The sequence below is a fragment of the Vibrio sp. SCSIO 43133 genome, from assembly GCF_023716845.1.
Taxonomy (GTDB): domain Bacteria; phylum Pseudomonadota; class Gammaproteobacteria; order Enterobacterales; family Vibrionaceae; genus Vibrio; species Vibrio mediterranei.
The window spans coordinates 588,806-612,335 of sequence record NZ_CP068024.1 but is presented as its reverse complement, the minus strand read 5'-3'; the positions used below and the strand labels follow the sequence as shown (position 1 = coordinate 612,335).

The 23,530-nt window shown below is 43.9% G+C and carries 23 protein-coding genes; 7 read left to right on the top strand and 16 right to left on the bottom strand.

Translation table 11 applies throughout. The features are described 5' to 3' along the window. Positions 1–152: 152 nt before the first annotated feature. Together JKJ11_RS03060 and JKJ11_RS03055 are read left to right on the top strand one after the other, a co-directional pair. Complete coding sequence (locus tag JKJ11_RS03060) at positions 153–476, top strand: YMGG-like glycine zipper-containing protein (protein ID WP_006075637.1); 324 nt, start codon at positions 153–155, stop codon at positions 474–476. A 113-nt stretch (positions 477–589) separates the two neighbouring features. Further along, a complete protein-coding gene (locus JKJ11_RS03055) occupies positions 590–1,330 on the top strand; it encodes an SDR family NAD(P)-dependent oxidoreductase (RefSeq protein WP_252038732.1) in 741 nt (246 codons plus the stop codon). A 41-nt stretch (positions 1,331–1,371) separates the two neighbouring features. Here the strand turns inward: JKJ11_RS03055 and JKJ11_RS03050 are convergent, their stop codons facing one another. From JKJ11_RS03050 to rppH, 5 genes are read right to left on the bottom strand one after another with little or no spacing between them, the layout of a single operon-like run. Beyond that, complete coding sequence (locus JKJ11_RS03050; protein WP_006075639.1) at positions 1,372–2,223, bottom strand: thymidylate synthase; 852 nt, start codon at positions 2,221–2,223, stop codon at positions 1,372–1,374. A gap of 11 nt (positions 2,224–2,234) precedes the next feature. Continuing rightward, positions 2,235–3,050: a prolipoprotein diacylglyceryl transferase gene (lgt, locus tag JKJ11_RS03045; protein ID WP_006075640.1), complete on the bottom strand. Its 816-nt coding sequence runs from the start codon at positions 3,048–3,050 to the stop codon at positions 2,235–2,237. Positions 3,051–3,083: 33 nt separating this feature from the next. After that, positions 3,084–3,875 (bottom strand): sulfite exporter TauE/SafE family protein, encoded by a 792-nt coding sequence (locus JKJ11_RS03040; RefSeq protein ID WP_006075641.1) that lies wholly within the window; start codon positions 3,873–3,875, stop codon positions 3,084–3,086. Between the two features lie 21 nt (positions 3,876–3,896). After that, positions 3,897–6,146 carry a phosphoenolpyruvate--protein phosphotransferase gene (gene ptsP, locus JKJ11_RS03035; protein WP_124940656.1) on the bottom strand — a complete coding sequence of 750 codons (2,250 nt, stop codon included), beginning with the start codon at positions 6,144–6,146 and terminating at the stop codon, positions 3,897–3,899. 2 nt (positions 6,147–6,148) lie between these two features. Continuing rightward, positions 6,149–6,667: an RNA pyrophosphohydrolase gene (rppH, locus tag JKJ11_RS03030; protein WP_038225527.1), complete on the bottom strand. Its 519-nt coding sequence runs from the start codon at positions 6,665–6,667 to the stop codon at positions 6,149–6,151. Positions 6,668–7,295: 628 nt separating this feature from the next. Between rppH and mutH the strand changes: the two genes are divergently transcribed. Then, entirely contained in the window at positions 7,296–7,961 is a 666-nt protein-coding gene (gene mutH, locus JKJ11_RS03025; RefSeq protein WP_031493629.1) for a DNA mismatch repair endonuclease MutH, read from the top strand. Between the two features lie 20 nt (positions 7,962–7,981). On the opposite strand, the gene JKJ11_RS03020 is transcribed toward mutH, so the two are convergent. Next, entirely contained in the window at positions 7,982–8,287 is a 306-nt protein-coding gene (locus tag JKJ11_RS03020) for a DUF6482 family protein (RefSeq protein ID WP_006075661.1), read from the bottom strand. A 146-nt stretch (positions 8,288–8,433) separates the two neighbouring features. On the opposite strand from JKJ11_RS03020, the gene JKJ11_RS03015 reads away from it, so the two are divergent. Further along, a complete protein-coding gene (locus JKJ11_RS03015; RefSeq protein WP_252038731.1) occupies positions 8,434–9,468 on the top strand; it encodes an NADP(H)-dependent aldo-keto reductase in 1,035 nt (344 codons plus the stop codon). 52 nt (positions 9,469–9,520) lie between these two features. Here the strand turns inward: JKJ11_RS03015 and JKJ11_RS03010 are convergent, their stop codons facing one another. The 8 genes from JKJ11_RS03010 to xerD all read right to left on the bottom strand — a co-directional run bounded on the left by JKJ11_RS03010 (position 9,521) and on the right by xerD (position 18,167). Beyond that, complete coding sequence (locus JKJ11_RS03010) at positions 9,521–9,772, bottom strand: DUF1127 domain-containing protein (RefSeq protein WP_236109133.1); 252 nt, start codon at positions 9,770–9,772, stop codon at positions 9,521–9,523. 113 nt (positions 9,773–9,885) lie between these two features. Then, positions 9,886–10,011, bottom strand: a complete 126-nt coding sequence (locus JKJ11_RS26015) for a hypothetical protein (protein ID WP_256200709.1) — start codon at positions 10,009–10,011, stop codon at positions 9,886–9,888. Positions 10,012–10,361: 350 nt separating this feature from the next. Then, a complete protein-coding gene (locus tag JKJ11_RS03005; RefSeq protein ID WP_006075402.1) occupies positions 10,362–11,690 on the bottom strand; it encodes a sigma-54-dependent transcriptional regulator in 1,329 nt (442 codons plus the stop codon). Positions 11,691–11,906: 216 nt separating this feature from the next. Then, positions 11,907–13,424, bottom strand: coding sequence for a lysine--tRNA ligase (lysS, locus tag JKJ11_RS03000; RefSeq protein WP_006075403.1), 1,518 nt, complete (start codon positions 13,422–13,424; stop codon positions 11,907–11,909). A 34-nt stretch (positions 13,425–13,458) separates the two neighbouring features. After that, a protein-coding gene (gene prfB / locus JKJ11_RS02995) for a peptide chain release factor 2 (RefSeq protein ID WP_252038730.1) occupies positions 13,459–14,557 on the bottom strand; the annotation gives its coding sequence in 2 pieces (ribosomal slippage) (positions 13,459–14,481 and positions 14,483–14,557; 1,098 coding nt in all). Between the two features lie 104 nt (positions 14,558–14,661). Beyond that, a complete protein-coding gene (recJ, locus tag JKJ11_RS02990) occupies positions 14,662–16,401 on the bottom strand; it encodes a single-stranded-DNA-specific exonuclease RecJ (protein WP_252038729.1) in 1,740 nt (579 codons plus the stop codon). 42 nt (positions 16,402–16,443) lie between these two features. Then, a complete protein-coding gene (gene dsbC, locus JKJ11_RS02985) occupies positions 16,444–17,229 on the bottom strand; it encodes a bifunctional protein-disulfide isomerase/oxidoreductase DsbC (RefSeq protein WP_038225545.1) in 786 nt (261 codons plus the stop codon). Between the two features lie 29 nt (positions 17,230–17,258). Further along, positions 17,259–18,167 (bottom strand): site-specific tyrosine recombinase XerD, encoded by a 909-nt coding sequence (gene xerD, locus JKJ11_RS02980; protein WP_038223315.1) that lies wholly within the window; start codon positions 18,165–18,167, stop codon positions 17,259–17,261. A 156-nt stretch (positions 18,168–18,323) separates the two neighbouring features. Here xerD and fldB point away from each other — a divergent pair, with 156 nt between their 5' ends. Continuing rightward, positions 18,324–18,842, top strand: a complete 519-nt coding sequence (fldB, locus tag JKJ11_RS02975; RefSeq protein ID WP_252039089.1) for a flavodoxin FldB — start codon at positions 18,324–18,326, stop codon at positions 18,840–18,842. Between the two features lie 75 nt (positions 18,843–18,917). Here the strand turns inward: fldB and brnQ are convergent, their stop codons facing one another. After that, complete coding sequence (brnQ, locus tag JKJ11_RS02970; RefSeq protein ID WP_252038728.1) at positions 18,918–20,228, bottom strand: branched-chain amino acid transport system II carrier protein; 1,311 nt, start codon at positions 20,226–20,228, stop codon at positions 18,918–18,920. A gap of 297 nt (positions 20,229–20,525) precedes the next feature. Between brnQ and JKJ11_RS02965 the strand changes: the two genes are divergently transcribed. Together JKJ11_RS02965 and srmB are read left to right on the top strand one after the other, a co-directional pair. Then, entirely contained in the window at positions 20,526–21,248 is a 723-nt protein-coding gene (locus JKJ11_RS02965; RefSeq protein ID WP_252038727.1) for a tRNA1(Val) (adenine(37)-N6)-methyltransferase, read from the top strand. Positions 21,249–21,347: 99 nt separating this feature from the next. Further along, a complete protein-coding gene (gene srmB / locus JKJ11_RS02960) occupies positions 21,348–22,571 on the top strand; it encodes an ATP-dependent RNA helicase SrmB (protein ID WP_252038726.1) in 1,224 nt (407 codons plus the stop codon). 99 nt (positions 22,572–22,670) lie between these two features. Here the strand turns inward: srmB and yaaA are convergent, their stop codons facing one another. Further along, complete coding sequence (gene yaaA, locus JKJ11_RS02955) at positions 22,671–23,444, bottom strand: peroxide stress protein YaaA (RefSeq protein ID WP_038225586.1); 774 nt, start codon at positions 23,442–23,444, stop codon at positions 22,671–22,673. Between the last annotated feature and the right edge of the window lie 86 nt (positions 23,445–23,530).

Here is a 23,530-nt window from a genome sequence, read left to right as displayed (position 1 = left end):
ATACTATCAGTGAGAAAAATCCGTTCCCTTCTGTTAATTACTCTCAACAATAAACACACTCTAAACTAACCAAGGTTTGACGAGATGTTACTTATAATAACCAATTCAATCACTTAGGCTAATAGGCAAACTCATCAATCGAGAAATAAACCATGAAACTCAAGTTCTTTGCCCTAGCTCTAATCTTATCTTCACCGAGTTATGCCTATTACTGTGACCAAACCGCTGAAGGCGCTATTGATGGTGCAGTCGACGGGGCGATTACTGGCGCAGTCGTTGGCGGTATTGTAGATGGTGGTTCCGGCGCTGCTGCTGGAGCAGCTATTGGTGGCGGTGCTGGCGCAGTGGCGGGAACCATCGACGGTGCATACGATGAAGGAGCCTGTGAAGTGGCGACGGATGTCGTTGTAGAAGAAGAGATTATTGAAGAAGAAATCGTTGAAGAAGAAATTATCGAGGATGCCTATTACGACTAAGCATTACCATTGACAGCATAACGTATGGGACAGAGTAACATTCCCCTTGTTACTCCCCTTTTGATAGCCCCATCGATAGACTGGCCTAAATGTAGTCAACAAAAAGGTCAGTCATGCAGAAAATTGCCTTAGTCACCGGTGCTTATCAGGGTATCGGCTTAGCCACCTCTGAGTTATTAATGGAACAAGGCTTTCATGTCATCATGGCCGACATTCAATCCTGCTCAGCATTAGTTAATGATTTTCGCCAGAAAGGCTATACCGCCTCCCATCTTAAATTGGACCTTGCCATGTCATCGGTCTTTCCTGCGGTTGCTAATAAGATAGAAGAGCAGTTTGGTCGTCTTGATGTACTCGTTAATAATGCAGCTATCTTAGTCGATCTTGGTAGACATCCTTCTCTTATAGATGAGGATACCTACCGCCGAGTGATTGAGGTCAACCAGATTGGCCCTTTCTTACTGACTCGTGCTCTAACACCACTCCTCAAAAAGTCTTCTCAAGCCAGAATAGTCAATGTCTCCAGTCAAGCAGGTCAACTTACTCAACTTTCTGACATGGCCTCGCCGATTAAAGACGATGTATGCGCGGCCTATCAATCCTCGAAGATTGGTGTAAATGCCAACACAGTATTGTTTGCAAAAGAGCTAGAGCCATTTGGAATTAAAGTAAATTCATACTGTCCTGGATGGGTTGATTCAGGAATGAATTTGGATGATCTGCCTGATTATGGTGAACATATTCGATTAAAGTCCCCTAAAGAAGGTGCAGATACAGCCATTTGGTTAGCAACGCTCGATGCCGATGGACCAACAGCGGGATTCTTTAGTGAAAGAGAGAAAATTAACTGGTAGCTCTCGTCAAAAATAAGGCCGAGCAATGCTCGGCCTTATTTTCAGACAGAAAATGGATAGCGAATAGGCTCGTGGCACTCGTAACCTTCTACTTCAAAGTCATCAAGCGTCACCCAGGTTTCTAAATCTTCAAGCGTCTTAATCTTTGGGTTGATACGGAACGTCGGAGCAGCCAGTGGTTCACGTTTTAGCTGAACATCTCGCATCAACTCCAGTTGATCTTCATAAATATGCGCATTAACGATCTTATGAAATGCTTGTCCCGGTTTTTTACCGGTAATCTGAGCCATAATCGCTAAGAACACATAGACTTGAACCATATTGAAGTTTAAACCAAGGGGTACGTCACATGAACGTTGCGTACTGTTCAAATACAGCGTATCACCTAATAGCGAAAAGTGATGACTGTACATGCATGGGCGCAAACACCCCATATGAAACTCGCCTGGGTTGTAGAAGTTTAAGATCTCACCACGATCATCGATCCCTTTGCTTAAGTCATCCACAATCTTACGAAGTTGATCTATATGACCACCATCTGGCTTAGCCCATGCACGGCCCTGCACACCATAGACACGGCCCATATCATCTTCACCTTTACGGTAAGGATTGTTCAGCCACGCTTCATTTAAGTTCGCGTTAGCATCCCATGTTTTGGTTCCTAACTTGCGAAAGTCTTCCGCGTTATCGTAGCCACGAATATATCCCAATAGCTCAGCTACGGCTGCTTTCCAAAAGCTCTTTCTTGTAGTAACTAGAGGAAATGCGTTGTTGGCGACATCATAGGTCAGATCTGCGTTGATTACGGTTAAACAACGTTTACCCGTACGCTCATTTTCAATCCAAACGCCTTCGTCAACGATTCGCTGACATAAGTCTAAATACTGCTTCACGACAATTCCTATTACTTTGATACTTTTTGTAGTTTCGGTCCGTTGACTTTGTATGCCCATGCAATCATTAGTGCACCAAGGATAATCATTGGTGAAGACAAGATTTGGCCCATAGAAATAAAGCCACCAAACAGTCCTAATTGTGCATCCGGTTCACGTACGAACTCGACCAAGAATCTAAATGTACCATAACCCAGAAGGAATAAACCTGACACAGCCCCTTCTGGGCGAGGTTTCTTGATAAACCAATTCAAAATTAGGAACAGTACAACACCCTCTAAGGCAAATTCGTACAGTTGAGACGGGTGACGTGGAAAAGGTCCACCATTAGGGAAGATGATCGCCCATGGCACATCAGTCACTCGTCCCCAAAGCTCACTGTTCATAAAGTTACCTAGACGCCCCATACCTAGACCAAAAGGAACAAGAGGCGCGATGAAGTCTGCGACATTAAAAAACGTGCGTCCGTTCTTTCTGCCATACCAGAACATAGCGGTAATAACGCCTAACAAGCCACCATGGAACGACATACCACCGGTCCATACTTTGAACAAGTAGAGCGGGTCACGTAGCAGTTCATCAAAACCATAAAATAGGACGTATCCTATGCGGCCACCTAGCACCACCCCTAAGAAACCTGCAAACAACAGATCTGATACTTGCTCGCGCGTCCATCCTGAGTTTGGCTTGTCGGCTCTACGATTAGCTAACCACATCGCGAATGCAAAGCCGACAAGATACATCAAGCCGTACCAACGAATAGAAATGGGACCTAATTCAACAAGAACTGGGTCGATATTAGGAAACTGGATATATCCCTGAGACATAAAACGCTCACTTATCAGGTTTGAGTATTGAGATTAAAACATCATTGAAAATGCAACGAATAATAAGAAGACTGCAAAAATCTTCTTTAGTTTCGGTGTTGGCATAGTTGTCGCCAATTTTGCACCAAATTTCGTTGTTAACATTGAGGTAGCAGCAATGGACAGTAAAGCCGGCAAGTAGACATAGCCGATACTGTATTCCGGTAGTCCTTGTACTTTAGCGCCATGCATAATAAAGCCAATCATACCTGCGATCGCGATCACGCAACCACATACTGACGAAGAGCCTACCGCTTTTCTCATCTCAACGCCATGTTTACTAAGAAAAGGAACCGACATTGATCCCCCACCAATCCCCGCTAAGCTCGATACCATACCGATTCCCGCGCCACAACATGTTGTGATAAAAGGACTAGGGAGATTACGCGTCACTTGCGATTTGATAGACAAAAACATCTGAATTGCTAGAAGCAGTACAATGACAGCAAACACCTTCGGTAGATAGTGAGAAGGAATCCACTCTGCGACATTGGAGCCCGCAAATCCGCCAATCACCACGCCGGGCATAAGCCATTTAATAACAAACAAATCAACGTTACCCAGTTTAAGATGGTTAACTGCCGAAGAGCCTGATGTAATAATGATAGAGGCTAAGGAAGTCGCCAGTGCAATATGCATAACCATATCACTCGCGATACCAAATTTAGGTAGGATGAAAGCCAGCGCTGGGACAACAATAAGTCCCCCACCAATGCCGAGCAACCCGGACATAGTGCCGACTACTGCGCCAAGACACAGTAGTAATAAGATCAGTTCGTAGTTCACATGTATTCCAAAAGGGTTGGTTTAAGACTTACCGGCACGGATGAAGCCAGCTAGTCCTTTATCCTCAAAGTAATCACGCATTTGATTATAAATGGTTTCACCATACGGTTGCATCAATGCTTTGTCAGCAAGTAATTTAAGCTCCTGCTGTGAGGTTTGTCTGAGTAAGTACTTCACTTTCGCGACGTTCGACGTGTTCATACTTAAAGTATCGTAACCAAGCCCCACCAGCAGCAATGCACCAATAGGGTCACCCGCCAGCTCACCACAAATGCAAACAGGAAGATGATACGACTGACAAGTTTCAAAAATATGTTTCATTGCCGCCAATACGGAAGGATGCAGGGTTTCGTAAATATCGGCCACCTGAGCGTTGTTGCGGTCAACAGCCAATAAATATTGCGTTAAGTCGTTCGTTCCAACCGATACAAAATCCACCTTCTGTGCCATAAATGGTAAGAGATACAGCATAGAAGGTACTTCGATCATAACGCCAATTTCCGGGCGTTTTACCTTCGGATGTTCTGCGGATACTTCTTGATAAGCTTGCTCAATAAGCGCCGTCGCTCCGTCAAGTTCTTGTACCGACGACACCATAGGCAAAAGAATGCTTAAGTTATCTAATCCCTCGCTCGCACGAAGCATAGCGCGCAACTGAATCAAGAAAATATCAGGATGATCGAGAGTAAAGCGGATACCGCGCCAACCTAAGAAAGGATTGTCTTCATCAATAGGCAGATAAGGCAAAGGCTTGTCGCCGCCGATATCAAGCGTACGCATCACAACACGCTTCGTCGGATAAGCACCGAGCACCGAACGATACTGATGCACCTGTTCTTCTTCCGAAGGGAACTGCTGCTGAAGCAAGAAGGAAATTTCGGTTCGATATAACCCCACACCATCGACATTCTTATTCAAAGAAATACTAGTATCAGCGCTAAGGCCAGCATTCAGCATAATTTGGATGCGTTTACCATCATTTGTACTTGCTTCAAGATCAACGGTTTGTTCAACCATTCGAGACAACTCAGTCTCTTCTGTCACTAACTCTTGGTATTCAAGTAGTAATTCATTACTAGGATCAGGGAAAATCTCACCGCTATACCCATCCACAATACCAACCTTGCCACTTAGGAGCTCAGGGTTAGTGTTCACTCCCATAACGGCAGGAATTCCCATCGCCCGGGATAAGATAGCCGCATGAGAGTTCGCCGCCCCCTCAAGAGACACCACAGCTAGTAGCTGTTCCTTGGGTACTGAAGCGAGAATGGACGCAGTAAGTTCACGCACAACAAGAATAACAGGCTCGTTGAATTCATGAATAGGCTGCTCAGTATTGTGCAAGAAAAACAGCAAACGTTGGCCAAGTTCTTTGACATCTTGAGCACGCTCGCGCATGTATACATCAGACATCTTGGCAAAACGGTTCGCATAACTTTCTACTACTTGGCGCAAAGCCCAGTCTGCTCGATCGCCTTTTTGTATCTGCGCTTTTAAATCATTGCGCAGCATAGGATCATTTAGTAAGTGAGTGAACAGATCAAATATTGCTAGTGCATCTTTATTTAATTCAAGATCCAACTTCTTACGCATGCGCTTAAAGTCAGCCAATGCATTTTCGATGGCGACCGATAACGTTTCGTGTTCACGCGCAATATCCAACGCGGAAGCTGGAAATACATTGCTTAAGTCAGGTTGAGTGTTGTCCCACCAGATTGGGCCAATAGCTACTCCCGATGATGCCCCAATCCCTTTAATCACCGCCGTTTTATTATCGTCAAAGAAGCCATGCCCTTGCGCAGTTGCATGTGCTATCAAAACCGCTATCTGAGCTGCGAGTGTGACTAAGAAAGACTCTTCCATCTCGCTAAACTGACGCGACGTTTTTTGCTGGATAACCAAAACGCCAAGGACCTGTTTACGATGAATAATCGGTGTACCGAGGAAAGAATGGTAGATATCTTCACCAAGTTCTGGGAAGAATTTAAATGCGGGATGTTTGGCGGCTTCTGCCAAGTTAATCGGTTCGGCAGTTCGTTTTACGAGGCCGACTAGACCTTCGTTAAAATCGATATGGATAGTGTCGCCCTTGAAGGTCAGGCCCTGTGTAGCCATTAACTCCAAACGCTGTTTATCGTTATTTGCCAAATAAATTGTGCAGCATTCAGTATGCATAGCTGCACAAGTTTGTTGAACAAGAATTTCGAGGGCGGCGTGCACATCTTCAACCTTTGAAACGTGCTCAACTATATCCCTTAGTTGCGATAGCATACTTACCCTCTTCGATGCTTTCTCTTGCCTTTAAATTTACGTTCCTTAAACGGCATTGCCAATGATGCAAACTCTTTCATCGCACGTCGATACACATCCCGTTTAAAAGAAACCACTTGCCTGACTGGATACCAATAACTTACCCAGCGCCAACCATCAAATTCAGGGGTATTACCACGCTGCATGTTGATCTTAGATTCATCACAATCTAAACGCAGTAAAAACCATTTCTGTTTTTGCCCAATACAGACTGGCTTCGAATCCCAGCGTACTAATCGCTTGGGTAACTTATATCTCAGCCAATGGCGACTAACTGCAACGATTTTGACGTCGTTCTTGGTTAATCCCACCTCTTCATAAAGTTCTCGATACATGGCTTGCTCAGGGGATTCACCATCGTCAATGCCGCCCTGAGGAAACTGCCATGAATGTTGTCCGTATCGCTTAGCCCAGAAGACCTGACCATGGTTGTTACAAATCACAATACCAACATTAAGTCGGTAACCATCGCCATCTATCACTGGCCAACCTCAATTAAATTTTCATTACCCTGATTTTTCCACATATCCCCAAGTTGAGCAAACTTAGTCGCCCGTAAATTTGAACAATTACCATTAAATGCTGCCATACTGGATAAGTTTCGCGCAAAGCCTTAGTTATCAACACAACAATGAGACCCAGCCCACATTTATTCACCTTTTCTGTGAATAACCATGTGAAGAATCTATGATCTTTACGAGTTTTTGGTTCTTTTTCTACCAAGCCGAATTTTTCCAAGATCGACGCGAGAAAATTAAACTTATAATTTTCATAAACTTAAAATCAAATCAATCAAGTAAAAGTCTCTAATTTACTACAAATAAATACACACACTCAGATCGGTCAAAGATCAACCTATGGCTATTTTATCCACACTGAAACTGTCGAGTTTCAAACAAACCTCGATTTATCAAGTGTTAATCCGCGTTAAAATACTGATTATTCATACAGCACATGGCAAATTCAACTTAGAGAATAAATTCTCTGTGGATAAGTCATGAATAGATCAAATCTCAAACAGACTGATCTTTTTTTATACCGATAAATTCTTCATCGCCATGATAGAATAGTTAGCTCCCTATTGGGCCTAAATTAACCTGCAACGTATTTATGAAACCAACTCCGACCTCCGAAACAGAACTATTACAACGCGCTCGTGATATCGCAGGATTAACATTTGGCGAACTCGCTGCACAGGCAGGCATGTGTGTACCAGATAATCTTAAGCGCGATAAAGGTTGGGTAGGACAACTACTTGAGTGGCACTTAGGTGCAAAGGCCGGTAGTAAGCCAGTTCAAGACTTTCCCGACATTGGTATTGAGCTCAAGAGCCTCCCTATTAGCCATACCGGCAAGCCCTTAGAATCAACTTTCGTTTGTGTTGCACCGCTTACCGGCATTCATGGAGTAACGTGGGAAACTAGCCATATACGCAATAAGCTGTCTCGTGTCCTTTGGCTACCGGTTGAGGGTGAACGAGAGATCCCCGTTGCAGAGCGACATGTTGGCTCTCCACTAATCTGGAGCCCATCTCCAGAGGAAGAAACCATGTTGAAAAATGATTGGGAAGAATTGATGGAGCTTATTTCATTAGGTCAAATCAATCAGATCACGGCCCATACCGGCGAGGTGTTACAAATTCGCCCTAAAGCAGCCAATAGCCGTGTGAAAACAGAAGCTTACGGTACGTCAGGACAAAAAATACGTACCCTGCCCCGAGGTTTCTACCTCAGAGCACGCTTTACTGCTCATATACTTGAACAGTACTTTGTCTAAACAGAAGATTTTCGAACCAGTTAATGAAGTTTTAGTTCGATATCACAATAACGATTCATTTCTGCACTGCCACATTCATCGTAAGCGTTATGCAACCTAAGGTACGCTTTTTCGATACCTAATCGATGCAACTCCTCTTTCACCGAGTCCAACGACTCAAAATGAATTGGCTCATCATCTTGTTTAATTGGTTCTAATTTATGTTTGTATTCCACTGCTAACAGATAGTGTGAAATATCAGCACAACCAATCACAAAAACTTTGGGTTGTTTATAAGTGTCTTTGTGATACCCATGTAGCCAACGATCGAGCTGATGTTTTTGCATATTCCACCCCCTTACTATTTTTGTGGATAATGCGTTACTGATAAAAGTCAGTTTAGTAAAAATAATCGCATTAGGTACTAAACAAGCAGATCTTTTACCAAAACGAGGTATAGTGGATAAAAACAACAACAAACAAGGAAGGCTCAATGAAATATCATAACCTCCCGCACTCTTCGCTAGAAATCAGCAAGATAGCTTTAGGGACAATGACGTTTGGTGAGCAAAACACCAAGCAGGAAGCATTCAGTCAGCTCGATTTTGCTCTAGAACGCGGTGTTAATTTTATTGATACTGCAGAGATGTATCCCGTTCCTCCAAGTGCTAAGACTCAAGGAAAAACTGAACAACATATTGGCGATTGGCTTTCGCATTCAGATAAAAGACAAAAAGTAGTGTTAGCGACTAAAGTCGCTGGACCGCGAAATATTCCTTATATCCGCGACAATATGAGTCTAGATAGACGTAATATACATTTAGCAGTAGACGATAGTTTAAGCCGTTTAAAAACCGATTATATCGATTTATACCAATTGCACTGGCCACAAAGAAAAACCAATTGTTTTGGACAACTAAACTACCCTTACCCTGAAGGAAATGAAGAAGTTACACTAATCGAAACATTAGAGGCACTAAACGAACTCATCAAAGCTGGAAAAATACGCTATATCGGAGTCTCTAATGAAACGCCTTGGGGAGTTATGACGCTACTTAAACTGGCCGAAAAACATGATTTGCCAAGAATAGTCTCGATTCAAAACCCTTACAACCTACTCAACCGTAGCTTTGAAGTCGGCCTTTCTGAAATTAGCCACCACGAAGGTGTGGAATTACTCGCTTACTCACCACTCGCTTTCGGCTGTTTGAGCGGAAAATATCTCAATGGGCAACGTCCAGAGGGAGCGCGTTGCAGTCTATTTGAGCGATTTGTCCGTTACTTTACTCCACAAGGCATTGAAGCAACACAAGCATATGTGGACCTAGCTCGCGAGCATAACCTAGACCCCGCTCAGATGGCATTGGCATTTGTTAATCAACGTCCATTTGTCGCTTCTAATATTATTGGTGCAACCAATCTTAAGCAGCTAGAAAGCAACATAAACAGCATCGATGTAGAACTCTCTGATGAACTCTTGAATGGACTTCAAGAAATAGGGGCTAAATATTCTAACCCATGCCCCTAAATAGGTTTTTCACACAGTATGGGCAGGTCGCGATAAGCGACCTGCCCTTTTTTTACGTAGCGATTCTAGAGTGTAATTCTCGACGAAGGTGACGAGCTTTACGTTTCGCTACAATGTGAGGTGGAGCAACTTGACCAAGTGGACGGCCATGTCTATCCAAACCAATGTCCTTTAACAAGTGCTCATTGTGAAGTGGCAAGTGGTGTGCATTGCGACGGTAACGTCGTCTCCACTCACGCTCTTCTTTTTGGATGTCTGCTTTAATAAGCCAAGTTGCAACAGTTAAGTAAATTGAAGTACGCATAGTTTTCTCCTAGAAATAATTTGAGGAGAGAAATAGCGGTCAGGATATAAGGAGAAATATTGTGATTCCTCAGTTGACTGCTATTTCCGCAGCCTCTTGAGGTTACGGACTAATTAAGCGTGTGCTGTATCGATTGACGGTTTATCCGCTGCCATTGCAGTAGATAGATCAGTCGCGATTCGATCCGCATGAGTAAAACGGCCAGCACAAATATTGATAAAAGAAATACGATTCATCATTTTCTGTGCCTCCATACTCACTTAATAATCCGAAATAAATTTGAAAGGTTGAGCGTAGTGCTCAGGGGTAATTCTTATGCAAATTGATGATAATTTCAACAGACATGTAACAAGAAATGTAAAAAACAAAGGAATATTTCAATATATTCCGTTGTAATAACTTATACCCAATGTATTGAACTGTAGAAATAGCTTGTGTTAGTGATTCGTTTTATTTCCAAATAAAACAACTAGATATTGTATGACTCTGTAATCTTTCGATTCACATCACTTAATTAACAGTAATACCAAATATCCCGACAGAAACTAAAAAAGGCGCGACCGCGCCTTTTTTTAATCATGAACAACGACTACACCGTCTCTTCAGTAATCAAATTATGCTTATTGAGCAAACGATACATCGTCGCCCTAGAAATGCCCAACTCTTTGGCAGCTAGTGTAACTTGTCCATTGTGGCTATCTAGCACTAAGATCAACGCATCACGCTCAGAACGTTCTCGAATACTCTTCAAGCTGCGCTTGCCAGAGAAAGTACCGGGCAGCTCAAAATGCTTTTTAGTCAGCACTTCTTCTTCCGTCATCAGCACCGCACGTTTCACCTGATTCATCAGCTCTTTCACATTTCCAGGCCAATGGTAATACGTCAGCGTTTTCAGAGCATCATCATCGATAGATTTGACTGGAGAATTAAACTCTTTAGCAAACTGACCGATATGGTGACTGACCAGCAAACCAATGTCCGTCGCACGCTCTTTAAGGCTTGGTACATTGATACGAAGAACATTTATGCAATGGAATAGCTCTTCGTTGAACATGCCATCGCCTAGTGCTTTTTCAATATCTGATGTATCCGCTGCTAAAATACGCACATCAAATTCTTTGATGCCCTTTGCCGTCTCTATTTGACCATCTTGATAAAACTTAAGCAGGTTAAGTTGCTGTTTGGGAGGTAAGGTAAAAATGTCATTTAGAACAATGGTTCCGCCCGAGGCTTGATCTAAAAGCGATGCTCGGTCGGCATCATGCATGCCAAAGAATTCATTTTCAAAACGCGCGTCGGAAAATGCTCGGCAGTTGACGGCGATGAAGGGTTTTTGAGAACGCGCAGAACAGCGATGAATGGCTTTAGCTACTGACTCCTTGCCAGATCCAACTTCGCCATGAATCATTATACTGACATCGGTGGGGCCGATACGTCTAATTTGATCACGCAACCGTCTCACTGGTAATGACTGACCAACCAAACCAAGGTCATTGTCATTTCCATTATGAGGCCACACTTTTTGTTCCAGTTTTAGCATTCCTAACTGGTGACCTATCGTGCTCATTAAACGGGAATCAGGAATAGGCGTAGTGAAAAAATCAATACAGAAATTAACTATAAATTGGCAAATAGTATCCGAACTCAGCTGCGACTCACGGATAAACGCAATCCAACGAACTTGCTTGTGTGTACTTACAAGTTTCGCAATGCCATTAAGGCTAAAATCATCCCTCGTTAAGTCTACAATCCCAATACAAGGGCCTATTTCTGAAAACAAGGCATCGGCTTTTCGCAAGTCGGAACATTGCGTGCATCGCCATCCAGCCTGCTCCAATACAGATAGCCATGGCTCATAGGTTCCACCCACTACGACTAAAGAGCCGGGGATAGAATCCATCCGAAACTCGGTTCCCATTACATCATTCCTTATTATTGCTTTTAGATTCAACTTGTTAATTCTATTGAATTCGTCATAGCTATCAAATAGAACTATCGCAATTAACACAATCGCTACTGTCTCATAATTAAGACTAGTGCACGATTTATGACTTTTCTATAAACATTTTTAGAAATATGGCATGAAAAAAGCCTCTCAATGAGAGGCTTTGTAAGAATGAGTCACCGTTTCAGCTTATTGCTGTGGACGCATTGCTGGGAACAGAATCACGTCACGAATCGTGTGCGTGTTAGTAAACAGCATTGCCAGACGGTCAATACCAATACCTTGACCTGCTGTTGGCGGTAGACCGTGCTCTAGCGCTGTAATGTAGTCTGCATCGTAATACATAGCTTCATCATCACCAGCGTCTTTTGCATCAACTTGTGCTTTAAAGCGAGCGTCTTGGTCTTCTGCATCGTTAAGCTCAGAGAAACCGTTAGCTACTTCACGACCACCGATAAAGAACTCGAAACGGTCTGTGAAGAATGGATTATCATCGCTACGACGAGCCAATGGAGAAATATCCGCTGGGTAACCCGTGATGAAGGTTGGCTGAATCAGTTTTGGTTCTGCCGTTTCACCAAAGATTTCCTCTAGAAGCTGACCACATGTCCAGAACGTTTCCACTTCAACGTGTACTGATTTCGCGATAGAAACCATAAGCTCACGATTAGTTAGGTCTTCTTCTGTTAGCGCTTGAATTTGCTCATGCTCAGGGTTGTAGTGTTTGATCGCATCAAACATGCTCATACGAGCATATTTACCACCAAATTCTACCGTCTCATCACCGTAAGGCATTGAAGTCGAACCTAGAACATCCATCGCAACTGTGCTCAGCATTTCTTCAGTAAGATCCATCAAATCTTTGTAGTCTGCGTAAGCTTGGTAGAATTCCATCATTGTGAATTCTGGGTTGTGACGAGGAGAAAGACCTTCGTTACGGAAGTTACGGTTGATCTCGAATACGCGATCAAAACCGCCAACCACTAGACGCTTAAGGTATAGCTCAGGCGCAACACGTAGGTACATGTCGATATCCAGTGCATTATGGTGCGTGATGAATGGGCGAGCCGTCGCACCGCCTGGGATCACGTGCATCATTGGCGTTTCAACTTCTAGGTAACCTTTAGAGCTCATGAAGTTACGAATCGATGACACAAGCTTAGAACGTACAATAAACGCTTGGCGAGAATCTTCGTTTACGATCAGGTCAACATAACGCTGACGGTAGCGCATCTCTTGGTCAGTCAGACCGTGGAACTTCTCAGGAAGTGGACGAAGTGCTTTAGTTAGCAACTCATACTCTTCCATGTTTACGTAAAGATCGCCTTTACCTGATTTGTGAAGCGCGCCTTTCACACCGATGATGTCACCGATATCTAGACCTTGGTATTTTTCTTTAAGTTCTTTCTGAACGTCTTTTGCAGCATACGCTTGAATACGACCAGAAGTTTCTTGAATCACAAGGAATGGACCACGTTTCGCCATGATACGGCCAGCAATTGACACTACATGGTTTAGTGCTTCCAGCTCTTCCTTGCTCTTTTCACCAAATTCTTTTTGCAGATCACCAGCAAGCGCATCACGACGGAAATCGTTCGGATGTCCGTTCGCCTTGCAGCTCTTTCGGATTTGTTCCAATTTAGCGCGGCGCTCAGCAATCAGCTTGTTTTCTTCTTGTAGGTTTTCATTTTGAACATCATCAGTCATTTTCGATGTATCCCGTTTTAAATTGGTGAAAAGCTTAAAGGCCTGATTTAAGGCTAGCTTCGATAAACTTGTCTAGATCGCCATCAAGTACTCCTTGAGTGTTACGATTTTCGACACCTGTACGTAAGTCTTTGATGCGCGAGTCATCTAAAACGTACGAACGAATTTGGCTACCCCAGCCGATGTCAGATTTCGCATCTTCGTTCGCTTGCTTCTCAGCATTTTGCTTTTGAAGTTCAAATTCGAACAGTTTTGCGCGAAGCTGTTTCATCGCCTGGTCTTTGTTCTTGTGCTGAGAACGGTCATTCTGACACTGCACTACGATATTGGTTGGAACGTGAGTAATACGTACCGCAGATTCTGTCGTGTTGACGTGCTGACCACCTGCGCCCGAAGCGCGGTATACGTCAATACGAAGATCAGAAGGGTTAATATCGATTTGAATGTTGTCATCAATCTCAGGATAAACAAATGCAGAGGCAAATGAAGTATGACGACGACCACTAGAATCAAAAGGTGATTTACGAACTAAACGGTGTACACCCGTTTCAGTACGAAGCCAGCCATAAGCATACTCACCAGAGATCTTTACTGTTGCGCCTTTTAGACCTGCGACTTCACCTTCAGATACTTCAATCACTTCGGTCTTGAAGCCTTTCGCTTCAGCCCAACGCAAGTACATGCGTAGCATCATGTTGGTCCAGTCTTGTGCTTCCGTACCACCAGAACCAGATTGCAAGTCGATATAGCAATCTGATGCGTCATGGTCACCCGAGAACATACGACGGAACTCAAGCTTAGCCAACTTGGCTTCCAGTTCAGCAAGTTCAGGTTCAATTTCGTCGAAGGTTTCTTGGTCTTCTTCTTCAACCGCAAGCTCTAGAAGGCCATCAACATCCTCAACACCTTGGTCAAGTTGGTCGATAGTCTCTACGACAGCTTCAAGTGATGCACGCTCTTTACCTAGCGCTTGAGCACGCTCAGGTTCATTCCATACATCCGGTTGCTCTAGTTCTGCATTAACTTCTTCTAGACGCTCTTTCTTGGCGTCATAGTCAAAGATACCCCCTCAGGATATTAGTGCGCTCGGTCACATCCTGTAGGCGGTTTTTAATTGGATTGATTTCAAACATATTTGCTCAGCATTTATGAGTAGAATTTAACCGAAGAATTCTACTCAAAAATGTGACGAAGATACAGAAAAATATCGAACTTCCTTGACCTAAAATATCCAGCTCTAGCGAGGTTCTATATGGTCTACCATCAACTGTAACGATTGGTTTCCGCGAAACTCGTTAATGTCCAATTTATATGCCAACGTAACCGTTTTCACTGAAGCATCTGGCCAGCGGCGTAAATCTACGTTGAAGGCTATTGCATCCAACATAATATGAGTGCCAAACCCTTTGTGCATTGGCTCAACCATCAGTTTTAGGTGTTTTTCGCCCACCAGCTTTTGATGGAGCACTTTAAATTCACCATCAAACAACGGATCGGGGAACGCTTGACCCCAAGGTCCACCGGCACGAAGCTGCTCCGCCGTGTGCATAGAAAACTCTTCAGGTGTTAACTCGCCATCAGACAAAATAATGCCTTTTAGTGCGGTATCCCCTAACTCAGCACGAACCACTTCATCGAACAACTTACTGAAACGTTCGTAGTCTTTCTCCATGATAGTCAGACCGGCCGCCATCGCGTGCCCACCAAACTTCAAAATAAGTCCCGGATTTTGCGTATCGATTCGATCCAAAGCGTCTCGCATATGTAATCCTTGGATGGAACGGCAAGAGCCTTTGATGGTTCCTTCTCCGCCATCAGCAAACGCAATAACAGGTCGATGAAATTTATCTTTAATTCGAGATGCTAGAATTCCAATAACGCCTTGGTGCCAATCTCGCTGAAACAGGGCTAAGCCGTAAGGAAGCTCGGATTTATCACTGATTTGCAAACGCTCACAAAACGCCAGCGCCTCTTGCTTCATGCCTTCTTCAATGTCTTTACGAGTTTGGTTCAAACCATCAAGTTCACTCGCCATACGTCGTGCTGCATGAATGTTATCGGACATCAGCAATTCAACGCCAAACGACATATCATCAAGTCGTCCTGCGGCATTAATTCTTGGCCCTAACGCAAAACCAAAGTCTGATGCCACCAATTTACGCGCATCGCGTTTGGCGATTTCAATTAACGCTTGTATACCGGGACGAGCCTTACCAGCACGAATACGCTGCAAACCTTGATGCACCAAAATTCGGTTATTTTCATCCAATGGCACTACGTCTGCGACTGTACCAAGCGCAACTAAATCAATGAGCTCCATCAGCTTAGGTTCCGCCATACCTTGCTTGGCAAACCAACCTTGTTTACGCATGAACACGCAAAGCGCCATCATGAGGTAAAATGCCACGCCAACACCAGCTAATGCCTTAGAAGGGAAGCCGCATTCATTAAGGTTTGGGTTCACCATGGCATCCACATTGGGAAGTTCTGCCCCTGGTAAATGGTGGTCGGTGACCAACACTTGTAAGCCATTGTCTTTAGCGTATTGCACGCCAGAAATCGAAGACACACCATTATCAACGGTCATGATCACTTCGGCGCCAATTTCGATTGCTTGGTCCACTACTTCAGGGCTCAAACCATAGCCATCTTCAAAGCGGTTTGGTACCAAATAATCGACATTTCGACTGCCTAGCATTCGCAGAGCTAGAACTGATAACGCGGAGCTCGTTGCGCCATCGGCATCAAAATCACCCACAACGATGATGCGTTTTTGTTGCTTAATCGCCTCAAACAGTAAAGCGACAGCCGCATCTATACCAGCCAATTGTTGGTATGAAATAAGGCCGCGTGCTGTTTTTTCTAGCTGAGCAACATCGGTAACACCTCGCGATAAATACAGGCGTCTTAGCAGCGAAGGAATAGAATCAGGTAAAGCGGAAATATCGACTTCAGGACGACGTTGAATTTCTATCATAAACAAAAATGGGCTCGTATTATCGAGCCCTTATCCTAATAGTTATTTGATTTGCTCTAGGCGCTTAAGAAGGTCAGCTGGTGGTAAGTAACCACCAACCATTTCACCGTTTGGTAGGAAAATAGCAGGTGTACCGCTAATGCCTAGCTCACGCCCTAAGTTGTAATGTTTAGCTATTGTTTCTTTGCACTGTTTTAGGTCGCCATCAAACTGAGGCTCTTGACGGTTGACTTTAGCATCATGCATTGCCGCTGCAGGGTCTTCTGAACACCAGATTTTCGCCATTTGCTCTGCCACTGGACCTGTTGCGCCTTGGCGTGGATAAGCAAGATAACGTACTGTGATACCTAGATCGTTATAACCCTGCATTTGACTGTGGAGACGAACGCAGTAGCCGCAAGTAATATCAGTAAAGATGGTCACAACGTATTTTTCGTCTTTGGCTTTGTACTCAATCATGCTATCGCTAAACTGCGCGATTTTTTCTGCATTGATTGGAGCCTGACGCTCAGCAATGACGTCTTTGTAGTTACCGTTTTCATCCAAAGAGTACAGTGTCCCAGCAATAAAGTGCTCACCGTTTGGCGAAGCAAACAGAACACCTCCAGCAGTGCGTATTTCAACCAAACCATTAATGTCTGAAGCAACAATCTCATCAACTTCAATACCGATCTTGGCAAATCGAGCCTTAATAGCAGCCTCATCAGCCTGCACGGCAGCAACCGCCATCGTTTCCGCTTTCTGAGGAGTCGCTTGTGTTTCTTCCGCACCGCAAGCAGTTACAAAAAGTGGAAGAGTAAGTAGAGTCAAACGGCGCATTACGCTCATTAAAATCACCTTTGTATAAAAACGTTAAGTTAAGCCCTTGGATGATGCTGGCTATGAATATTTTTCAATCGTTCTGTTGCTACGTGAGTATAAATTTGTGTGGTCGATAAGTCACTATGCCCTAACAACATCTGTACGACACGAAGATCAGCGCCATAGTTCAATAAGTGCGTCGCGAAAGCGTGGCGAAGAACATGCGGTGAAAGCAATTCGGTATCAATATCCGCCAATACGGCGTAAAACTTAATACGGTGCCAGAAGGTTTGTCGGGTCATTTGCCTTGCACGTTTACTTGGGAATACAACGTCAGAGGTTTTATCTCCGAGTAATGCCGGACGCCCTTTTTCAATAAACTCGCTAATCCAATCAATCGCATTTTCACCCATTGGCACCAAGCGCTCTTTATTGCCCTTACCAATCACTCGCACCACGCCTTGACGCAAACTGATGTTTTCCATAGTTAGACTAACCAGTTCAGTCACACGTAGCCCCGTAGCATACAACAGCTCCAGCATCGCCTTATCACGAAGTTCAATGGGGTCATTAGGATCTGGCGCTTCCAATAAAGCTGTCACCTGATCTTCCGTCAAATCTTTCGGTAATCGTTTGGGTAACTTAGGGCTCACCAATAGTGCCGTTGGGTCGTCGGAGCGCAGCTTTTCACGATGAAGGTATTGAAACAAACGACGAATAGCAGAGAGCATTCTTGCCCGTGAGCTCTGCTGATAATTCTGATCCATTAACCACGTTTGATACTCCTGCAATCCCGACAGGCTAATAAAGTCTAGTCGGTAATTGTGCTCATTCATCCATTTCAATAGCTTAAAGAGATCATTTCGATACGAAGAAAGGGTATTCTCAGACAACCCTCGCTCCATCCACATGGAGTCTAAAAATTGCTCCACTAAGCCTTGATCTTGGATATTTACGTCGCTCACAACCGCCTCTTGGATGTTTATACAGTACTTTCAACAGAGTATGCGAGAAGAAACGATAATGCCATAAAAAACCTATAGAAGATGAATAAGCGCTGCAAAGATGGTCAGATTAAGGGTAGAATCTCGAATCATATAGAACGACAGCAAGAAAGAATGATGAAAATAGGTTTGTTTTACGGTTCGTCAACCTGCTATACCGAAATGGCGTCGGAGAAAATTCGCGAGATTATAGGTCCAGACATCGTCGACATTTTCAACGTAAAAGATACGCCTATTTCTAATATGAGCGACTATGACCTGTTAATTCTTGGTATTTCGACTTGGGACTTTGGTGAAATTCAAGAAGACTGGGGCGCGATTTGGGATCAAGTTTCTGGCGTATCACTGCAAGGAAAAGTGGTTGCCCTATTCGGTCTTGGCGATCAAGAAGGCTATGGCGAATGGTACCTTGATGCAATGGGCATGCTTCACGATGAACTAAAGATCACCGGAGCGAAATTCGTTGGCTACTGGCCTAATGTTGGGTACGAATTTGATGCGTCAAAAGCCTTAACGGAAGATGGCAGCCAGTTTGTTGGTTTAGCATTAGATGAAGACTCTCAATACGAGCTCAGTGACGAACGCATTGCAACTTGGTGTGAACAGATCTTAGTGGAATACCAAGCGCTGCTGTAAGTCCTACCTTGTACATTCTCACGCATAAAAAATGGCGCTTCATAAGAAGCGCCATTTTTGTAATCAATCAGTAAACTACGCTGTTTCTTGCGTGAATTCTTGATCATTTCGACCAATGAAACACATACAGATAATAGCTGCAAATGTTGGCATTACCCAACCCATACCAACACTAAACAGTGGTAGCACGTTGAATAACGATACATCGATACCCGATACTTTTGCAGCATCAATCAGTGCGAAGGTCAGTGCAACAAGTACCACCACACGATACGCCAGTTTAGGGTTTGCTAGTTTCTTGCGTGCAAACGTCAAGGCAACCAATGCAATAGCTACTGGGTAAAGTGCAAACAGAACCGGTACAGACAGCGAAATAAGCTGAGCTAGGCCGATGTTCGCCACGGTTGCACAAGCAACGCCGATAATGATGACCCACTTGTGATAGCTGATAGACGTGAGTGAGCTGAAGTAATCAGAACACGCAGAGATCAGGCCAATTGCTGTTGTTAAACAAGCCAGTAATACAATTACTGATAACACGATTTGACCGTATGGACCAAATAGCGCTTGAACATATTGACTTAGAATCGCACCGCCGTTGTCAGCTCCTGCTGCCACTGTCGCACTGGTCGCGCCTAAGTAGAATAGAGAGATATAAACAAACGCCAGACCAGCCGCAGCAATAAGCGCTGAGCTGATTAAATACTTAGTCGTTGCCGCTTGTTCCGTAATGCCTTTCTTGCGAAGCGCATCGACGATCAACATACCGAACATCAGTGAACCAAACGTATCCATGGTGTTATAACCTTCTAGGAAACCTTTAGTCAGAGGTTGAGTTAGATAATCGCCTACCGGTGCAATCATTTCACCTTGGGGATCAATGAATACCGCGCCAGCCAACACAATCAAACCAACAAACAGCACAGGCGTTAGCACTTTACCAATCACATCAATCAACTTGCCTTGAGACCAAGCAAATGCCATGGCGATAGCAAAGAACAGGATTGAGAACACAGTCAGGTGCATTTGAGCAGCGTCAGCAAAGAATGGACGAACGGCCATTTCATAAGCCACTAAGCCAGTACGTGGCGCTGCAAATGCAGGTCCAATAATGATAAAGATGAGTACAGCAATCAATGTTGCCGCTCGTTTAGGAAGATCCTTAGTCAAGTGCTCCCATGAGCCCCCAGCCACTGCAACGGCAATAATGGTAATAAGAGGAAGACCTACAGCAGTGAGAAGGAAGCCAGTCATTGCTGGTAATAAATGATCACCCGCTAATTGACCTGCCAATGGAGGGAAGATGATGTTTCCCGCGCCAAGGAAAAATGCAAACAGCATAAAGCCGACTGCTATAATATCTGTTGTTTTCAACGTCTGTTTCACAGATATGCCCTTACTTGTTATGTTGTGTGTTAGCCGGAAGAGTCTTTGCTCTACCGTAAAAATAAGGCGGGCATGATGACGAATCACTAGTCAATAAGCAATAGATATAGAAATAAACACTACATTAATTTGCTTTGACCTTTAAAAAGCAGTTAGATTCTCTAGATTAAAACAAATAAGCAATTATTTATACTGACCAAAAATTAAAACAAGTCGATCACAGACAGAACATATCACTACTCAATTATTTAACAATAGTGATATTTACTCAAAAGCAAACGATTAACAAAATAAACCATGACTTCTAGCACAACAAAAACCAAAGGCTTTCAGTTCAAACAGTTCTCCATCTTCGATGGTCATTCCGGTATGCCCGTGAGCACCGACGGAGTGTTATTAGGAGCGTGGGCACAATACCGCGATTCAACACATATTTTGGATATTGGAACGGGAACAGGTTTACTGTCCTTAATGATTGCTCAGCGATATAGCAACGCTCAAATCACCTCTATCGATATCGATGCAGTGGCGATTCAAGATGCCGAAATCAATATCAATCGCTCACCTTGGCATTCACGAGTCTCTCTTCTTCATAGTGACGTATTAACTACACCATTTCCTGAGTCATTTAGTGGCATTATCTGCAACCCACCTTATTTTAATAGTGGTGAGCAATCTAAGAACCAGCACCGAGCAACAGCCCGCCACACTGATACACTCTCTCACGATCAATTACTCGACGCCTGTTTTAATCTGTTATCAGATGAGGGCGAAGCCAGTTTTGTTCTGCCTAAAGTAGAGGGGGAACAGTTTATTGCTATCGCACAACAAAAAGGCTGGCAATTAAACCGAATTTGCCAAATTCAATCGACAACAAAAAAGCCGTGTAACCGACTTCTATTTACCCTTTGCAAACAGGCAATTTCATTAAATACAGAGCATTTGATCATTCATTCCGAGACTGGGGGCTATTCCAAAGACTTTATTGCCCTAACCAAAGACTTTTACCTTAAAATGTAAGTGCGCTCTGGCTCTGTTTGAGTATAATAGCCGCCCTACTTTTCCCCTGATTGCTGTTTTTTTGCTCAGGGCTAACTTACGTCTTGTGGAGACACCATAGTGATCAGAACCTTCGCTGAATTAGATTTAGATCCTGTCCTTTTAGAAGCGATAGAGGAAATGGGCTATAGCCGCCCTACAGAGATCCAAGCACAGGCTATCCCACAAGCACTTGATGCCAAAGACATCTTAGCCTCAGCGCCAACAGGGACTGGTAAAACGGCTTCCTTTGCTATTCCAGCGATTCAATATCTGCTGGATTTTCCACGCAAAAAAGCTGGCCCTGCACGTATTCTAGTTTTAACGCCAACGCGTGAACTAGCGATGCAAGTGGCTGAGCACACCAAAGATCTGGCAAAACACACTCGTCTAAAGGTTGCGACCATTACTGGTGGCGTGACTTACGACACTCATGCTGACACGCTCGCTCAAACCCAAGATATCGTGGTAGCGACACCAGGACGTCTGATGGAATACATCGAATCAGAGCGTTTTGATTGCCGCGCGATTGAGTGGTTGGTATTGGACGAAGCAGACCGTATGCTCGACCTTGGTTTTGGGCCAACCGTAGACCGCTTGTCTGCAGAATGCCGATGGCGCAAGCAAACGTTACTGTTCTCTGCCACATTGGAAGGTCGTGGTGTAGAAGGCTTCACTGCCGATCTACTGAAAGCTCCTGCTGAGATTTCTGCAGAGCCATCAACGCGTGAACGTAAAAAAATCACTCAGTGGTATCACCGTGCCGACAATGCTGAGCACAAACTGGCATTGCTCAAGCATATACTCACTGAACAAGCTCAGCGCACTATCGTATTTTTAAAGACCCGTGAACGCTTAGGTGAACTTCGTCAGCAACTAGACAGTGCACAAATCCCATGTTCATGGATTCAAGGTGAAATGCCTCAAGATCGCCGTAACAATGCGATCAGCCGTTTCCGTGACGGTAGCGTGAATATCCTACTGGCAACTGATGTTGCTGCTCGTGGTATTGACCTTCCCGACGTTTCACACGTGATCAACTACGACCTACCACGCAGTGCTGATGTTTATCTGCACCGTATTGGCCGTACTGCACGTGCTGGTAAAAAAGGTACAGCAATCTCTATTGTGGAAGCTCACGACCAGCCAATGATGGATCGTGTAGGTCGTTACACTAAAGAGCTGATAAAAGAGCGCTTTATTGATGGCTTACGTCCTACACACAAAAAGCCTGTGTTTAAGAAAAAGAAGAAGAAAGAAGACAAGAAAAAAGCCGTGAAAAAGAAAAATGGCAAGAAGAAGTAAGTTAACTTTCTCTCAATAATCTAAAAGGCTCTAATGATGAAACATTAGAGCCTTTTTTCATTGTTGTAACCTGTAATCACGCGAAGCAGGAAAAGAAACTTACTGCTCTTCTCGCTTGAAAACTAACTCTGTTGCCGTCGACTCTTCTTCAACAAAGTAGTAACCCGCCACATCAAATGCGGTGAGTTTTTCAATAGAGTCAATGCGGTTGTCAATGATATAACGAGCCATCATGCCTCGCGCCTTTTTAGCGTAGAAACTGATCACTTTATATTGACCGTTCTTACAGTCTTTAAAGACCGGAGTAATAACTTTGCCGTCTAACTGCTTAGGCTTTACCGCTTTAAAGTATTCGTTCGAGGCAAGATTGATCAACACATTATCACCTTGAGCATTCAAAGCTTCATTCAGCTTATCTGTAATAATATTGCCCCAGAACTGATAAAGGTTGGTCCCACGTGCGTTAGCGAGCTTGGTTCCCATCTCTAGACGATATGGCTGCATTAAGTCTAATGGCTTTAAAAGACCGTAAAGACCAGACAACATACGCAGGTGCTGCTGTGCGTAGTCAAAATCATCTTCAGATAACGTCTCTGCGGCTAAGCCCGTGTACACATCGCCTTTGAAAGCCAGAATGGCTGGACGAGCATTGTCGGTAGTGAATGTCGGAGACCATTGTTCAAATCGAGCCACATTCAGCCCTGCGATCTTATCGCTGACTTTCATCAATGCTGATACATCAGCAGGCGTTAGCTTGCGGCACACTTCGATAAGCTCCGCAGACTGCTCGACAAGTTCTGGTTGAGTGAATCGCTCAGTTGCGAGTGGTGACTCGTAATCTAAGGTCTTTGCTGGTGAAACAACGATAAGCATGACTATACTCTTTTTAATAATGGTTTTACCCAGTATAAAAAAAGCCATGCACTTTCTTCAATCAAATAGTGCATGGCTTAATCTAT

Bases quoted from the DNA above. Each gene is read 5' to 3' on its own strand.
- JKJ11_RS03060 (WP_006075637.1), top strand. From the start codon at position 153: ATGAAACTCAAGTTCTTTGCCCTAGCTCTAATCTTATCTTCACCGAGT.
- JKJ11_RS03055 (WP_252038732.1), top strand. From the start codon at position 590: ATGCAGAAAATTGCCTTAGTCACCGGTGCTTATCAGGGTATCGGCTTA.
- lgt (WP_006075640.1), bottom strand. From the start codon at position 3,050: ATGTCTCAGGGATATATCCAGTTTCCTAATATCGACCCAGTTCTTGTT.
- ptsP (WP_124940656.1), bottom strand. From the start codon at position 6,146: ATGCTATCGCAACTAAGGGATATAGTTGAGCACGTTTCAAAGGTTGAA.
- mutH (WP_031493629.1), top strand. From the start codon at position 7,296: ATGAAACCAACTCCGACCTCCGAAACAGAACTATTACAACGCGCTCGT.
- JKJ11_RS03020 (WP_006075661.1), bottom strand. From the start codon at position 8,287: ATGCAAAAACATCAGCTCGATCGTTGGCTACATGGGTATCACAAAGAC.
- JKJ11_RS03015 (WP_252038731.1), top strand. From the start codon at position 8,434: ATGAAATATCATAACCTCCCGCACTCTTCGCTAGAAATCAGCAAGATA.
- JKJ11_RS03010 (WP_236109133.1), bottom strand. From the start codon at position 9,772: ATGCGTACTTCAATTTACTTAACTGTTGCAACTTGGCTTATTAAAGCA.
- JKJ11_RS26015 (WP_256200709.1), bottom strand. From the start codon at position 10,011: ATGATGAATCGTATTTCTTTTATCAATATTTGTGCTGGCCGTTTTACT.
- JKJ11_RS03005 (WP_006075402.1), bottom strand. From the start codon at position 11,690: ATGGGAACCGAGTTTCGGATGGATTCTATCCCCGGCTCTTTAGTCGTA.
- lysS (WP_006075403.1), bottom strand. From the start codon at position 13,424: ATGACTGATGATGTTCAAAATGAAAACCTACAAGAAGAAAACAAGCTG.
- recJ (WP_252038729.1), bottom strand. From the start codon at position 16,401: ATGATAGAAATTCAACGTCGTCCTGAAGTCGATATTTCCGCTTTACCT.
- dsbC (WP_038225545.1), bottom strand. From the start codon at position 17,229: ATGAGCGTAATGCGCCGTTTGACTCTACTTACTCTTCCACTTTTTGTA.
- fldB (WP_252039089.1), top strand. From the start codon at position 18,324: ATGAAAATAGGTTTGTTTTACGGTTCGTCAACCTGCTATACCGAAATG.
- JKJ11_RS02965 (WP_252038727.1), top strand. From the start codon at position 20,526: ATGACTTCTAGCACAACAAAAACCAAAGGCTTTCAGTTCAAACAGTTC.
- yaaA (WP_038225586.1), bottom strand. From the start codon at position 23,444: ATGCTTATCGTTGTTTCACCAGCAAAGACCTTAGATTACGAGTCACCA.